At 32.1% G+C, this 13,807-nt stretch carries 14 protein-coding genes; 5 read left to right on the plus strand and 9 right to left on the minus strand.

Annotation, left to right across the window (positions count from 1 at the left end; all coding sequences use genetic code 11):
* The first annotated feature begins 3 nt into the window (after positions 1-3).
* Positions 4-1,425: a TolC family protein gene (locus KW502_RS05950; RefSeq protein WP_219039625.1), complete on the plus strand. Its 1,422-nt coding sequence runs from the start codon at positions 4-6 to the stop codon at positions 1,423-1,425.
* A gap of 42 nt (positions 1,426-1,467) precedes the next feature.
* Positions 1,468-2,085: an L-threonylcarbamoyladenylate synthase gene (locus KW502_RS05955; RefSeq protein ID WP_219039626.1), complete on the plus strand. Its 618-nt coding sequence runs from the start codon at positions 1,468-1,470 to the stop codon at positions 2,083-2,085.
* A gap of 38 nt (positions 2,086-2,123) precedes the next feature.
* Here KW502_RS05955 and acs read toward each other — a convergent pair whose 3' ends face one another.
* Both acs and KW502_RS05965 read right to left on the minus strand, forming a co-directional pair.
* A complete protein-coding gene (gene acs, locus KW502_RS05960) occupies positions 2,124-4,037 on the minus strand; it encodes an acetate--CoA ligase (protein ID WP_219039627.1) in 1,914 nt (637 codons plus the stop codon).
* A 119-nt stretch (positions 4,038-4,156) separates the two neighbouring features.
* Positions 4,157-5,074 (minus strand): tryptophan 2,3-dioxygenase family protein, encoded by a 918-nt coding sequence (locus KW502_RS05965; protein WP_219039628.1) that lies wholly within the window; start codon positions 5,072-5,074, stop codon positions 4,157-4,159.
* A gap of 179 nt (positions 5,075-5,253) precedes the next feature.
* Here KW502_RS05965 and trxB point away from each other — a divergent pair, with 179 nt between their 5' ends.
* A complete protein-coding gene (gene trxB, locus KW502_RS05970; RefSeq protein WP_219039629.1) occupies positions 5,254-6,225 on the plus strand; it encodes a thioredoxin-disulfide reductase in 972 nt (323 codons plus the stop codon).
* Positions 6,226-6,304: 79 nt separating this feature from the next.
* Here trxB and KW502_RS05975 read toward each other — a convergent pair whose 3' ends face one another.
* The 3 genes from KW502_RS05975 to KW502_RS05985 are packed head-to-tail and all read right to left on the minus strand — an operon-like array spanning position 6,305 to position 8,144.
* The gene (locus KW502_RS05975; RefSeq protein WP_219039630.1) at positions 6,305-6,733 is read right to left on the minus strand and encodes a DUF4268 domain-containing protein; all 429 of its coding nucleotides are present in this window, start codon (positions 6,731-6,733) and stop codon (positions 6,305-6,307) included.
* Positions 6,734-6,742: 9 nt separating this feature from the next.
* Positions 6,743-7,408: a ZIP family metal transporter gene (locus tag KW502_RS05980; protein ID WP_219039631.1), complete on the minus strand. Its 666-nt coding sequence runs from the start codon at positions 7,406-7,408 to the stop codon at positions 6,743-6,745.
* Positions 7,409-7,412: 4 nt separating this feature from the next.
* The gene (locus KW502_RS05985; protein ID WP_219039632.1) at positions 7,413-8,144 is read right to left on the minus strand and encodes a class I SAM-dependent methyltransferase; all 732 of its coding nucleotides are present in this window, start codon (positions 8,142-8,144) and stop codon (positions 7,413-7,415) included.
* 45 nt (positions 8,145-8,189) lie between these two features.
* Here KW502_RS05985 and KW502_RS05990 point away from each other — a divergent pair, with 45 nt between their 5' ends.
* Entirely contained in the window at positions 8,190-9,350 is a 1,161-nt protein-coding gene (locus KW502_RS05990; RefSeq protein ID WP_219039633.1) for a THUMP domain-containing class I SAM-dependent RNA methyltransferase, read from the plus strand.
* A gap of 3 nt (positions 9,351-9,353) precedes the next feature.
* On the opposite strand, the gene KW502_RS05995 is transcribed toward KW502_RS05990, so the two are convergent.
* Genes KW502_RS05995 through rlmD form a run of 3 tightly spaced genes read right to left on the minus strand, consistent with a single transcriptional unit; the run spans position 9,354 to position 11,978 of the window.
* On the minus strand, positions 9,354-10,085 hold the full coding sequence (locus tag KW502_RS05995; protein WP_219039634.1) for a DUF6048 family protein: 732 nt from the start codon (positions 10,083-10,085) through the stop codon (positions 9,354-9,356).
* A complete protein-coding gene (locus KW502_RS06000) occupies positions 10,051-10,566 on the minus strand; it encodes a DUF6452 family protein (protein WP_219039635.1) in 516 nt (171 codons plus the stop codon). The genes KW502_RS05995 and KW502_RS06000 overlap by 35 nt, the downstream gene beginning before the upstream one ends.
* The gene (gene rlmD / locus KW502_RS06005; RefSeq protein ID WP_219039636.1) at positions 10,563-11,978 is read right to left on the minus strand and encodes a 23S rRNA (uracil(1939)-C(5))-methyltransferase RlmD; all 1,416 of its coding nucleotides are present in this window, start codon (positions 11,976-11,978) and stop codon (positions 10,563-10,565) included. The genes KW502_RS06000 and rlmD overlap by 4 nt, the downstream gene beginning before the upstream one ends.
* A 143-nt stretch (positions 11,979-12,121) precedes the next feature.
* On the opposite strand from rlmD, the gene rocD reads away from it, so the two are divergent.
* Positions 12,122-13,372 carry an ornithine--oxo-acid transaminase gene (gene rocD, locus KW502_RS06010; RefSeq protein ID WP_219039637.1) on the plus strand — a complete coding sequence of 417 codons (1,251 nt, stop codon included), beginning with the start codon at positions 12,122-12,124 and terminating at the stop codon, positions 13,370-13,372.
* Between the two features lie 72 nt (positions 13,373-13,444).
* Here the strand turns inward: rocD and KW502_RS06015 are convergent, their stop codons facing one another.
* On the minus strand, positions 13,445-13,783 hold the full coding sequence (locus KW502_RS06015) for a CCC motif membrane protein (RefSeq protein WP_219039638.1): 339 nt from the start codon (positions 13,781-13,783) through the stop codon (positions 13,445-13,447).
* Positions 13,784-13,807 lie beyond the last annotated feature (24 nt).

Raw genomic sequence — 13,807 nt, forward strand, 5'->3', positions numbered from 1 at the left:
AATATGATGAAATATTTTAATTTATTTTTATACATACTCTTACCGTTTTTTTGTTTTGCCCAAGAAGCTAATACCTTAGAAAAAGCAGAGCATATTTTTTCTTTAGAAGAATTTTTGGCGATGGTGAAAAAACATCATCCGGTGGTCGCTCAGGCTAATCTTAAAATCTCTGAAGCCGAAGCAAAATTATTAAAAGCAAGAGGTTCTTTCGATCCTAAATTAGAAGGAGGGGTGAAAGAAAAAAATTATAATGGTACCGAGTATTATTCATTGTGGAATGGAAGTTTTACAATACCTACTTGGTATGGGATAGATGTAAAAGCAGATTACGAACAAAATGAAGGTTATTATTTAAACGGCCAAAATACAACACCAGAAGATGGTATTTTTAGTGCAGGAGTAAGTGTTAGTGTTCTAAAAGGTCTACTTTATAACGACAGAATGAACTCGGTAAGACAAGCAAAAATACTTCAAAATCAAAATGAAGTAGAGCGCGATATTTTAGTGAATTCAATTTTAACTGAAGCAACCAAAGCTTATGCAGATTGGAAGCTTTATTATGAAAATAAAACTGTCTTTGAAGATTTTTTAAATAACGCTCAAATACGCTTTAATGGAATTTCTAGGTCTAGTGAACTAGGCGAGACGAGAGCTATAGATACGGTAGAAACAAAAATATTTTTACGTTCGCGAGAATTAGATTTAAAACAGGCTAATCTTCAACTTCAGAAAGCAAAACTAAATTTATCTAATTATTTATGGGTAGACAAACTACCAGTAGAACTAGAAAATAATCTCATTCCGCAGATTTCAGAAGAAAATATGTTGGCTAATTTAGGGATAGATAGTTATTTTGGAAATGCAGAAAACCTATCCAATCATCCAGAATTACGTTCTCTAGAATACGATTTGCAATCATACGATTTAGATATCAAGTTAGGTAAAAATAACCTTATGCCAACTTTAGATGTGGAGTATAGGTTTCTAACAGAAAATGTAGATCGGGCTAACTCTTTAAATACCAATAATTATAAAGCAGGCGTAAAATTGAAGTTTCCTTTGTTTTTACGTAAAGAGCGAGGAGATTTACGCATAGCAAAAATAAAAAGAGAAAATACAGAATATAAATTTGATCAAAAAAAGTGGACACTTAAAAATAAAATTAAAGCTACAGAGCAAGAAATTATAAGTTTAAAAGAGCAATTAGAAATCATTGAAAATATTGTGGCAGATAGCCAAACGATGGTGGTTTCTGAACGCCGTTTGTTTGATTTGGGAGAAAGCTCCATATTTTTAATTAATTCAAGAGAAAATAAACTTATAGATGTGCAGTTGAAGCAAAACAAGATTCAGAATACCTATTTTAAAGCAGCAGCAAAACTCTTTGAAAATCTTCGCCTGAATTTATTAGATGAAGCGGAATAACTGCATTTTTTTTTGTAAATTTTCACTGAAAAAATAACTGTTATGGCAGAACTTATAAAAATTTACGAAGAAAACCCAAACCCTAAAGAAATTGAAAAAATTGTAAAAGTATTAAAGAAAGGTGGACTTATTATTTACCCTACTGATACGGTTTATGGTTTAGGTTGTGATATTAATAATCACACAGCATTAGAGAAAATCGCTCAAATTAAAGGCATTAAATTAGAAAACGCTAATTTATCATTTATTTGCGAAAACCTGAGTAATCTTTCAGAATACGCGAAGCAAATAGATAATAACACGTTTAAAATTTTAAAAAGAAATTTACCAGGACCCTACACATTTATTTTACATGGGAGTAATAATTTACCTTCTGTCTTTAAAAAGAAAAAAACAGTAGGTATTCGTGTTCCTAATAATTCTATTTGTCAGGCTATTGTAAGTAAATTGGGCAATCCAATTGTTTCTACCTCTATTAAAGATGAAGATGAAGTGGTAGAATATACAACAGACCCAGAGTTAATTGCAGAAAAGTGGGATAAATTAGTGGATATTGTTGTAGATGGTGGTTTTGGAGATAACGTTGCCTCTACAGTGATTGATTTAACTGAGGGAGAACCTGAAGTAATAAGAGAAGGAAAAGGAGACTTAACTTTGTAAGCTCATCTCCTTTTTAATATAAATAATGGATAATTTGATTATACCGAATTATCCATTATTTTTTTTACAGTATCACCATTTTCTAAAGTAGAAATATCACCTAAATCATTGTTTTGATGCGCTGCAATTTTTCTTAAAATACGACGCATAATCTTACCGCTTCTCGTTTTAGGAAGATCCGATACAAACTGAATTTTTTCTGGTTTAGCAATGGGACCAACAACATTGGCAATTTGCTTTTTTATTTGTTTTTTTAATTTTTCGGAAGCATCATTTTTATTAAATAAAGTAACAAAAGCATATAAAGCGTTACCTTTTATATCGTGCGGAAAAGTTACGATGGCGCTTTCTGCGACTTTTTCATGATCGTTAATAGCGTTCTCGATAGTGGCTGTACCCAGATTATAACCAGAAACAATAACCACATCATCAACGCGACCAGTTATTCTATAATTTCCAGAAGCATCTCGGTAGGCGGCATCACCAGTAAAATACATCCCTTCATATAGAGAAAAATATATCTTTTTATAAAGTTCGTGATTATTCCAAATTGTTCTGGCTATAGCAGGCCAAGGTGATTTAATAGCTAATTTCCCTTCTGCTGGTTGATTGTTAAATTCAATTTCATTTCCCTCTTCGTCCATCAAAGCAGTTTGCACACCTGGCAATGGTAAGGTAGCAAAAGTTGGGCGAGTAGCGGTTACTCCTGCAATGGGCGAAATCATTATCGTTCCTGTTTCGGTTTGCCACCACGTGTCTACAATGGGGCAATTCCCTTTTCCTATATGATCATTAAACCAATGCCAAGCTTCAGCATTAATAGGTTCTCCCACAGACCCCAAAACTTTTAAAGAGCTAATATCATGCTTTTCTATATGAGAAACAGATTGTTTTGCTAATGCCCTGATAGCGGTGGGCACAGTATAAAATTGAGTGATTTTATATTTTTCTATAATTTCCCAAAACCGATTATAATCTGGATAACTGGGAACTCCCTCAAACATAATAGTCGTTGCTCCTGCAGCTAACGGACCGTAAACTACATAAGAGTGACCGGTGATCCAACCAATATCAGCAGAGCACCAGTAAATATCATCTTTACTTGGTTGAAATACATTTTGAAAACTAAATGCTGTTCCTACCATATAACCGCCAGTAGTATGTACCATCCCTTTTGGTTTTCCTGTAGCGCCAGAAGTATATAAAATAAATAAAGGATCTTCAGCATCCATTACCTCTGCCTCATGATCACTATAAGCATGTTGAAGTTCATCAAACCAAAATTTATCTCGACCTTCTTTCATAGGCGTAGGGTTTAGTGTTCTTCGGTATACAATTACGGTTTCTATAGTCGTGGTTTCTTGTAAAGCTTGATCACAAATTTCTTTTAATTCTACAGATTTTCTTCCGCGGTAATAATTATTAGCTGTAATAAGCATTTTACATTCAGCATCATTAATTCTACTGGCTAATGCATGACTAGAAAAGCCTGCAAATACAATAGAGTGAATAGCGCCTATTCTAGCGCAAGCTAACATAGCCACGGTAAGCTCGGGAATCATAGGCATGTAAATACAAACACGATCTCCTTTTTTTATCCCATTATTTTGCAATACGTTCGCAAATTGACAAACCTTTACATGTAATTGTTTGTAAGTGATATGTCGAGATTCTTCATTAGGGTCATTTGGTTCCCAAATAATAGCATCTTTGTTAGATTGTTTTTCTAAGTGCCTGTCTAAACAGTTTTCTGTAATATTTAGTTTTCCACCTTGAAACCATTTTACTTCAGGTTTTTTAAAATCCCAACTTAACGTGTGATTCCATTTTTCTTTCCAAATAAAATGATTAGCGACTTGAGACCAAAATTTTTCTGGATTTTCAAGACTTTCTTGATAAGCTTTTTTGTAGTCGGCAAAAGATTTTATTTGTAGGTTTTCATTAAAATTCATGAATCACTAGTTTAATCATTTATTTTCTTTCAATTTAAATAAATGAAACCTGCTTTGCTGTTAAATAAATATAAAAGTTGAAAAGGTTTTTGCTATAGAAAATGCATTTTCTCTTAACATTATAATTCAGATTCTTTGCCCCAGTCTAAGATATCTTGTTTTGTCCATAAGAAAGGAAAGAATTTTCGTTGCTGAAATTTAGGGTGAAGGTATTTTTTCCATTGAGAACCACCAGTTGCTGCTTTATTTTCACCTTTTTTATCTAAATAATGCTCTGCGGTTTTTAAATGAATTAGCGGCCATTCTACATTGTAGCAATGATCGAAATCTCGCATAGCTGTTTTTAAATTTTCAGAAGGATTTTTAAAAGCAGAAAATTTATCGGCTAAAGTTTTTCCTTTTATTTTTTTAGCAAGCTGAATAAAACTCTCTAAATATTTTTCTTCAAATAATTGTAGGGTGAGGGTGCTTTTTCCTGTCTCTCGGTTATAACCAGCATCACGCCAATAAATATTTTCAAAATATTCTTCGACGCTAGGTTTTTCACTTAAATGCTTTTTTCCTTCTTCATTAATGAGATTAATAAGTGGGGTGGTAAAAATTTCTAAATATCTAAATTGCGCACTTTGAAAACCGCTTGCAGGTGCTAGGGTAGATCTAAATGTATTATATTCGTCATAATCCATCCCGAAACGCATCACGTCAAAAGAATTCATGAGCATGCCCGTATATCTTTTTAATCGAGATACTTTATTAATGATGATTTCTTCGGTAAGATTATTGTTACCCGTAAGTTGTTTAAGTTCGTGAATCATCAATTTCAGGAATAATTCGGTAATTTGATGATACATGATAAAGATTTCCTCATCAGGGTAATCTGTTCTTGGTTTTTGTAATGAAAGTAAAGAATCGACTTCAATATAATCCCAGTAATTTAGAGGTTTTGCTTGAAGAAGACCTTTAAGGTAAATTTCAGGCTTTTCACCTAAGTCGTTATATTTCTCTTCAAGTTTCGAGATTAATTCGTCTTTATTCATATAATAGGTTTTTACAGCAAATTTACCAAAATATTAAATTTTATAAGTGGAAGTTATAATTTTATCCAAGATGCATATTATTCATCATTACAGCTTATACTCAAATCAAAACTCTTCATCATTTTTGTTAGAAAAACTTTAAGAAACTTGTTACTTTTGTAATTCTTAAATAGATAATTATGGCAGACGATAAGTTAGAAAGAATAAAATGTTTAATCATTGGTTCTGGACCCGCAGGATATACTGCAGCAATATATGCTTCAAGAGCAGATTTAAAACCAGTAATGTATACTGGTATGGAGCCAGGAGGGCAGCTTACTACGACGACAGAAGTAGATAATTTCCCAGGTTACCCAGAAGGAATCGATGGACCAACTATGATGGTGCAGTTGCAACAACAAGCAGAACGTTTTGGGACGCAAGTGAGAATAGGCATGGTGACCGAAGTGCAGTTTGCTGAAGAAGTGGGAGGTATTCATAAAGCTTGTATCGATAACGCTACTTGGGTTGAAGCAGAAACCGTAATTATTTCTACAGGAGCAACAGCTAAATATTTAGGTTTACCTAGTGAACAGCGTTTACGTGGTGGTGGAGTTTCAGCTTGTGCGGTTTGCGATGGTTTCTTCTACAAAGGTCAAGAAGTTGCTATTGTTGGTGGAGGTGATACTGCTGCAGAAGAAGCTACCTACTTAGCAAATATTTGTTCTAAAGTTACAATGTTGGTGAGAAAAGATGAAATGAAAGCTTCTAAAGCCATGCAACACCGTGTAATTAATACTAAAAATATTGATTTACGCTATAACTCTGAAGTAGATGAAGTACTAGGAGAGCAGGTAGTAGAAGGTTTACGTATTTTAAATAATGAAACTGGTGAGAAAGAAGATATTAATATCACAGGATTATTCATCGCTATTGGTCATAAACCGAATACAGGTATTTTCAAAGGTCAATTAGAGATGCATGACGACGGTTATTTAATAACTCAAGGTAAATCTACAAAAACCAATATCCCCGGAGTTTTTGCAAGTGGTGATGTTCAAGATAAAGAATATAGACAAGCAATTACTGCCGCAGGAACAGGATGTATGGCTGCCTTAGATGCAGAACGTTATTTGGCTACAATAGAAACTGAAGAAGAAGTTTCTGCTTAATATAATTTATTACTAGATTAAAAAAAGTCACCCATTTGGGTGGCTTTTTTTATAATATAATGTTAGGCTAGTAATTAAATTAATCTTCTATAAAATCTTTATAACTTAAAAAGAAGCTTTCAAATTTAGGCATTTGTGTATTAAAAAAATCAAATATTTCTGGCCAAGTCTTTTTGTTATGAATGCTTACTTCTTGTTTTTCAAGATAAATATAACTTAAAATTTCACCAATTTCAGTTTCGTAGAATTCTTCAAGCACAATTTCATTATTTATTTCTTCTTTAATTAATGCTTTTAGATTTGTAAACTTTTCAAAATAGTATGGTTTAAGTATTTCATCTTCCGTAGTAATTAAAAAACCTAAAGAGGCTTTTTTGTTATCGAAATGAAACTTTAAACTAACTTCTTTGATCTTGGTGTTGTATAATATCCATTTCTTACGACTTTGTTTTCCAAACTCGGTCCAAAATTGTTCTCGTATTCTTTTAGAATCTTCTCTGCTAAACATAATTATTAATTAAAGAAGGTAAGCAATAAAAACTCCAAATATAATCACTACAATTTTAGAAAGATTGAACTGATGATTCTTAGAAGATTCAAATAAAATAGTAGTAGAAATATGAAGAAAAATACCAATCACTACGGCATTAATGTACTTTTCAATTGCTTGAAGAGCTACAAAATTTTCTTGTAAAAAACTACCTAAAGGAGTCATTAAAGCAAAAAGAAGTAAAAATATACCAATTTTAGTTTTGCTTAGTTTAGAATTTAGTAAAAATGAAGAAATAATAATAGCAATGGGTATTTTGTGAATCACCACTCCAATAAGTAAATGTTCGTTATGCTGAATGGGAGAACCTTCTAAAAGGGAATGAATGCATAAACTAATGAATAAAGCAAAAGGAAAATTAGTTCTGCTTTCATTTAAATGTAAATGACCATGTTCTGCGCCTTTAGAAAGAAATTCTAAAAATATTTGCAAGAGAATACCGCCCATAATAAGCAAACCAATAGATTTATTATAGTTAAGGTAAACTTCGGGTAAAAACTCAAATACGGTAATAGAAAGTAAAAAAGCACCACTAAAAGAAAGTAATAGTTTTATTGCTGTACTACTCGCTTTAATAAAATAGGCAACAATAAAGCCTAAAATAACAGCGATAATGGGTAAAATTATATTCATTGATTTATTGAAAAATTAAAATAAGTCTATCAGATTTTTCTTCATCAAAATCTTGTAAATGATAGTCTCCAAAAACGTTTATGAGTTGAATGCCTGCTTTGTCGAAATAATTCTTAAAATCTTTCAAAGTAACGGCTCTTACCCGTTCGATAAATAAAAAATCTTCTTTATGGTCTTTAAAATCAATTTGTTTGAAGATAAAATTATTTTCTACCCAACGTTGAAGATGAAATTCTATTCCCTCAACAGTTTTAGTGTTTTTAGCGACTAAGTTTTTAATAACTTTATGAACATTCATAAAATCTATTACACCGTAGCCTCCTGGTTCTAATTCTGCTTTAATCGCTTTTAGTGTGTCTAGGTTATTTTCTTCATTTTCAAAATAACCAAAACTGGTAAATAAATTAAATACCGCATGAAACTTTTCATCTAAGGCTTGGCTCATATCTTGTACTCTAAATGCTAAGCCAGGTTGTTCGTGTTGTTTTGCAAATTCAATACTATTTTTAGATAAATCTGTATCCAGCACTTCAAAACCTAATTTATGAAGATAAATAGAATGTCTTCCTCTACCGCAAGCTAAGTCTAAAACCTTGGCATTATTTTCTAAGTCTAAAAAATTAGCTAAGTTTTTCATGAAAAGTTGTGCCTCTTCGTAGTCTCTATCTTTATATAGAATGTGGTAATACTTGGTGTCAAACCATTGTGCATACCATTTTAAATTTCTCTTTGTCATAACCAGCAAAATTAATGTATTTTTGCGGCTAAGAGAACTTCTATAATGGGAAATAATTATCAAATGGTAGCCAAAACCTTATTTGGTTTTGAAGCAATACTAGAAAAAGAATTAAAAAATTTAGGCGCTATGGATATAAAGCCAGGCGTAAGAAATGTGAGTTTTTATGGCGACAAAGGTTTTATGTACAAAGCGAACCTATGTTTAAGAACTGCAATTAAAATCTTAAAGCCTATAAAATCTTTTAAAATTTTTTCTGAAGAAGATCTTTACAAAAAAATATATGCTATCGATTGGAGTGAGTATTTAAATGCTACAGACTCAATTGCGATTGATGCTACGGTACATTCTCAACGTTTTACCCACAGTAAATTTATCGCTTTAAAAACTAAAGATGCTATTGTCGATTATTTTAGAGACAGTACAGGAAAAAGACCCGATGTAGATTTAGACTTTCCTCATTTAAGAATTAATATTCATATTGAAGATGTTAATTGTACAGTTTCTTTAGATAGCTCTGGACAATCTTTACATAAACGTGGTTATAAAACGGCCACTAATATAGCACCTATAAATGAAGTTCTTGCAGCGGGAATGCTATTGATGTCTGGATGGGATGGAAGATCAGATTTTTTAGACCCAATGTGTGGTAGTGGAACTATTTTAGCTGAAGCTGCTATGATTGCGTGTAACATTCCTCCAAATCTAAATAAAAAAGAATTTGGTTTTGAAAAATGGAAAGATTGGGATGTGGATTTATTTGAAAAAATAGAGGAATCTGCTTTGAGTAAAATACGCGGTTTTCAGCATAAAATTATAGGTTATGATAAAGCGCCTTCAGCCATAGCTAAAGCGCAAGATAATATTAGTAATGCTAACTTAGAAGAATTTGTATGTATTGAGCAAAACGATTTTTTTAAAACCGAAAAGTATACAGGTAAGCACTTACACATGGTTTTTAATCCGCCTTATGGTGAGCGTTTAGAGCTTTTAAATTTAGAAGAATTCTATAAAAATATAGGAGATACCTTAAAGCAAAGTTATCCTGGTACGCAAGCTTGGTTTATCGTTTCTAACTTAGATGCTATTAAAAATGTAGGCTTAAGACCTTCTAGAAAAATTAAACTTTTTAATGGAAAGTTAGAATCTAGATTATTAAAATATGAGATATACGAAGGAACTAAAAAGGTGCATAAGTTAGCTTAGCACTTAATTAGCTACTTTTTGTTTTCTTTCTTTTTTTGAAACTGGTATCATGTAAGAAATTCCATAACCCCAGCCTACACCAATACTGTTATCTTGGTAAGTTCTATGAAAACCGGGAATGTAAAGGTTTTCAAAACCATCGAGTTCGTTACTGGTAAAAGAGTTTTTTAACTGAATATGTGCAGATAAAAATAGGTTGTTAAAAATTTCAGTCTTAATGCCTAATTGAAACTCAACCCAAGTTGAAGATTGGTTGTCATAATTTTTGTTTATCACTCTAATATCATCATTAAAGTAATCATCAGAAGTATATACTTTATATTTTTCGAGTTTATGGCTAAAACTAGCAAAACCAATACGCACTCCTGCATATAATTCATTTTGCATACCTAACCAGTTATCGTAAAAATTATAATTACCTCCAGCTTTAAGATAACTTCCAGAGGTATTGGCTACTAAAAAAGGTTCAGAATAACTGTAATCTTCATTTCCTAATTCTGCAGCGATATAATAGTTTTTATAAATTCTATAATCACCCATAACCTCAAAACCTTTATAGTTATCATCAAGAACAGATTGTGTAACTTTTACAAAATCTACCCCAAAACGTATACCGTATTTATCTTTATAAGTAAAGGTCGTATCTATGGTTTCATTATTTTCTTGACTGTAAGTTTTTACAGAAAATAGAACCATGAAATTAATGATAAATATAAATATGTGCGTCTTCTTCATTTAAAATATTATTAGGTTGCCTCACCTCAATTCCTTTAATCCAGTTGCTAGAATTACTTTCGCTTACCAAAACTGCATTTAGATTTAAAAATTCTGCTTTATATCCGCAAGCTCTGCTTACATATGATAAGTTTACGGCATAGGTAAATTTTATTTCATCGATATTAGAAACTAAATCACTATCTATTGGAAGGTTACTATTTCTAATGAATTTATAAGTTGTGAAATTTTCTGTAGTGTTTAATGGAATAGTTATAGAAGATTTATCTTCTGAAACTTCAAAATAATCTTCATATATGCCATCTGCAAAAACATTGATTCTAGGCACAGATTTAGGCTGTTCTGGAAATTCAATATCGTAAAACTCAATCACCAATTTTGGTGTTGTTTGTGTGTTTTCGGGACAGATATCATCTCTTGTACAGCTATTTGTAAAACAAAAAATAGCCGCAACAAGAGCTAGAATAAAGTATTTTTTCATGATCTTAATTCTAATCGAACTACATTTTCAACGTGGTGTGTTTGCGGAAACATATCTACCGGTTGAATTTTAGTTACTTTATAATGTTCATCTAAAAGTGATAAATCTCTAGCTTGTGTAGCTGAATTACAACTTACATAAACTATTTTTTTTGGCAAAATACTAATAATTTGTGCCACTACATCTTTATGCATACCATCTCGCGGCGGATCTGTAATAATAACATCTGGTTGCCCATGTGTGTTGATAAAATCTTGGGTAAATACTTTTTTCATATCTCCCACATAAAACTCAACGTTTTCAATTTGATTTAATTGTGCGTTCTTTTTAGCATCTTCTATAGCTTCAGGAACGGCTTCAACCCCAATTACTTTTTTTGCTTTTTTAGCCACAAATTGTGCGATGGTTCCCGTACCGGTATATAAATCATACACCAAATCATTTTTATTTAAATCGGCAAACTCACGTGTAATTTTATACAATTCGTAGGCTTGATCTGAATTGGTTTGGTAGAAAGATTTTGCATTTATTTTAAATTTTAAGCCTTCCATAGCTTCAAAAATATGATCTCTTCCTTTAAAACAAATCACTTCTTGGTCGTAAATAGTATCGTTTCCTTTACCATTCACCACATATTGAAGCGAGGTAATTTCAGGAAAACGTTCTGCCATAAAATTCAGCAGTAATTCTCGATTTTCTTTATCTTCATAGAAAAACTGAACCAAGACCATTATCTCTTCTGTAGAAGAAGTTCTAATCATTAAGGTTCTTAATAGTCCTTCTTGTTTTCTAGCATTAAAAAACGGAATGTTGTTTTTAGAGGCGAAATCTCTCACTTCATTTCTAATCGCATTGCTAGGATCTGCTTGAAGATGACATTTTTTAATGTTTAAAATTTTATCCCACATTCCTGGAATATGAAAACCAAGTGCATTTTTATCTTCTATATCTACGCCACTTTTAATTTCATCTAAAGTTAACCAGCGGCTATCGCTAAATGAAAATTCCATTTTGTTTCTATAAAAGTAAATTTCTTTACTTCCTGCAATGGGTGTGGTTTCAGGTAAATCAATTTTACCTAATCGTCTTAAATTATTTTCAACTTCTTGCTGTTTGTAGAAAAGTTGATACTTATAATCCATATTCTGCCACTTGCAACCACCGCAAGTTCCAAAATGTTGACATTCAGGTTCTGTTCTTTTATCTGAGTAAGAAATGTAATTCTCTACCTTACCTTGATAATAAGATTTTCTTTTTTTGTACGTCTGTATATCTGCCACATCTCCAGGGACAGCGTTGTCTATAAATACAACTTTACCATCTGGTGCTTTTGCAATTGCTTTTCCTTTTGCACCAGCATCGGTTACCTCTAAAGCGGTAAAAACCTTCTTCTTATTATTTTTTCTTGCCATAACTGCAAAAGTAACAAGATTTATTAAGCTGAAGAGTTTAGTTTTAAAGAAAGATTTCTTATTTTGCCAAGAAGCATTTTTGGGATGATTTCTCTCCCTATCTAAGAAGGAATCAATGATGTAAAATTGAAAAAGAAAAACAAATGTCAGTTGTAGAAATTTCTTCATCAGAAGAAGCAATTAAATTAGAAGATAAATATGGGGCTCATAACTATCACCCACTTCCTGCAGTATTAACTAGAGGAGAGGGTGTTTTTATGTGGGATGTAGAAGGTAAAAAATATTATGATTTTTTAGCCGCTTATTCTGCGGTGAATCAAGGTCATTGTCATCCAAAAATTGTAGATGCAATGAAGAAACAAGCAGAAACACTTTCGCTTACCTCTCGTGCATTTTATAACGATATGTTAGGGAAGTTTGAGAAATTTGCTTGTGAATTTTTTGGATATGATAAGCTTTTACCTATGAATACGGGAGCAGAAGCTGTAGAAACCGCTATCAAAATTTGTAGAAAGTGGGCTTACGAGAAAAAAGGAATTAAAGAAGCTGAAGCACAAATTATAGTTTGTGAGAATAACTTTCACGGAAGAACCACTACTATTATTTCTTTTAGTAACGATGAAGACGCTCGTAAGAACTTTGGACCTTATACCCCAGGGTTTTTAAAAATACCTTATGACGATACCGACGCTTTAGAAAAAATATTAGAAGAAAATGATAATGTTGCTGGTTTCTTAGTAGAGCCTATACAAGGCGAAGCTGGTGTCTATGTACCCTCTGAAGGCTATTTAAAAAGAGCAAAAGAATTGTGCGAAAAGCATAATGTTCTTTTTATTGCAGATGAAATACAAAGTGGTATCGCTAGAACTGGTAAGTTATTAGCGGTAGATTATGAAGATGTAAAACCAGATATGGTGACTTTAGGAAAAGCGATTTCTGGAGGAGTTTATCCTGTTTCTGCAGTATTGGCAAGAGAAGAGGTGATGAATGTAATTAAGCCAGGGCAACATGGTTCTACTTTTGGAGGTAATCCTGTAGCTGCTGCCGTAGCTATCGCTTCATTAGAAGTAATTAGAAATGAAAAATTAGCTGAAAATTCTTATAAACTAGGTAATTTATTCAGAAAAGAATTGAACGATTACATTAAAACTTCTAAAGTGATCGATCGCGTTAGAGGTAAAGGTTTAATGAATGCAATTATTATTAATGATACAGAAAATAGTAAAACCGCTTGGAATATCTGTGTAGCTTTAAAAGAAAACGGATTGCTAGCAAAACCAACTCACGGTAATATTATTAGATTTACACCACCGTTAGTAATTACTGAAGAGCAAATTATGGATTGTGTTTCTATTATAAAAAATACCATAGCAACTTTTGAAGATAAATTTTAAGAATGTTATAGTTATAGTATAAAAAAAGCCCGATGAAATTTCATCGGGCTTTTTAGTGTTTTATATTAACTATTATAGGTTTTGTTGTCTCTCCATTTCACGCTGAAATTCTTCTAAAAAAGTATCATAAGCTTCCATCCCTCCAAAGAATACAAAATTCACAATTGTGTAAATCAAGAACACACAAGAGATGACTAAAGCTATAATAGCTACCGTTCTTGCTGTATTTGCTTGCTTGTAATTGCTATATAACTCGGGGTTTTCTTCATATTTCTTTTTGTCTTTATTGGCTAAATAAAGAGCAATTCCTGCTGGTATTATACCTCCAATACCAAAGCAGCAGCAGCCTAAAAATGCTACTATAGCTAAAACTAAAGCAACGGTAGTATTAGGTAATTTTTGTTGTTCCATAATTATGATAGTTAAGTTAATTGT

This window comes from Mesonia aestuariivivens (genome assembly GCF_019311235.1).
Lineage (GTDB): Bacteria > Bacteroidota > Bacteroidia > Flavobacteriales > Flavobacteriaceae > Mesonia > Mesonia aestuariivivens.

Bases quoted from the DNA above. Each gene is read 5' to 3' on its own strand.
- KW502_RS06015 (WP_219039638.1), bottom strand. From the start codon at position 13,783: ATGGAACAACAAAAATTACCTAATACTACCGTTGCTTTAGTTTTAGCT.
- KW502_RS05950 (WP_219039625.1), top strand. From the start codon at position 4: ATGATGAAATATTTTAATTTATTTTTATACATACTCTTACCGTTTTTT.
- KW502_RS05990 (WP_219039633.1), top strand. From the start codon at position 8,190: ATGGGAAATAATTATCAAATGGTAGCCAAAACCTTATTTGGTTTTGAA.
- acs (WP_219039627.1), bottom strand. From the start codon at position 4,037: ATGAATTTTAATGAAAACCTACAAATAAAATCTTTTGCCGACTACAAA.
- KW502_RS05965 (WP_219039628.1), bottom strand. From the start codon at position 5,074: ATGAATAAAGACGAATTAATCTCGAAACTTGAAGAGAAATATAACGAC.
- rocD (WP_219039637.1), top strand. From the start codon at position 12,122: ATGTCAGTTGTAGAAATTTCTTCATCAGAAGAAGCAATTAAATTAGAA.
- trxB (WP_219039629.1), top strand. From the start codon at position 5,254: ATGGCAGACGATAAGTTAGAAAGAATAAAATGTTTAATCATTGGTTCT.
- KW502_RS06000 (WP_219039635.1), bottom strand. From the start codon at position 10,566: ATGAAAAAATACTTTATTCTAGCTCTTGTTGCGGCTATTTTTTGTTTT.
- KW502_RS05985 (WP_219039632.1), bottom strand. From the start codon at position 8,144: ATGACAAAGAGAAATTTAAAATGGTATGCACAATGGTTTGACACCAAG.
- KW502_RS05995 (WP_219039634.1), bottom strand. From the start codon at position 10,085: ATGAAGAAGACGCACATATTTATATTTATCATTAATTTCATGGTTCTA.
- KW502_RS05975 (WP_219039630.1), bottom strand. From the start codon at position 6,733: ATGTTTAGCAGAGAAGATTCTAAAAGAATACGAGAACAATTTTGGACC.
- KW502_RS05980 (WP_219039631.1), bottom strand. From the start codon at position 7,408: ATGAATATAATTTTACCCATTATCGCTGTTATTTTAGGCTTTATTGTT.
- rlmD (WP_219039636.1), bottom strand. From the start codon at position 11,978: ATGGCAAGAAAAAATAATAAGAAGAAGGTTTTTACCGCTTTAGAGGTA.
- KW502_RS05955 (WP_219039626.1), top strand. From the start codon at position 1,468: ATGGCAGAACTTATAAAAATTTACGAAGAAAACCCAAACCCTAAAGAA.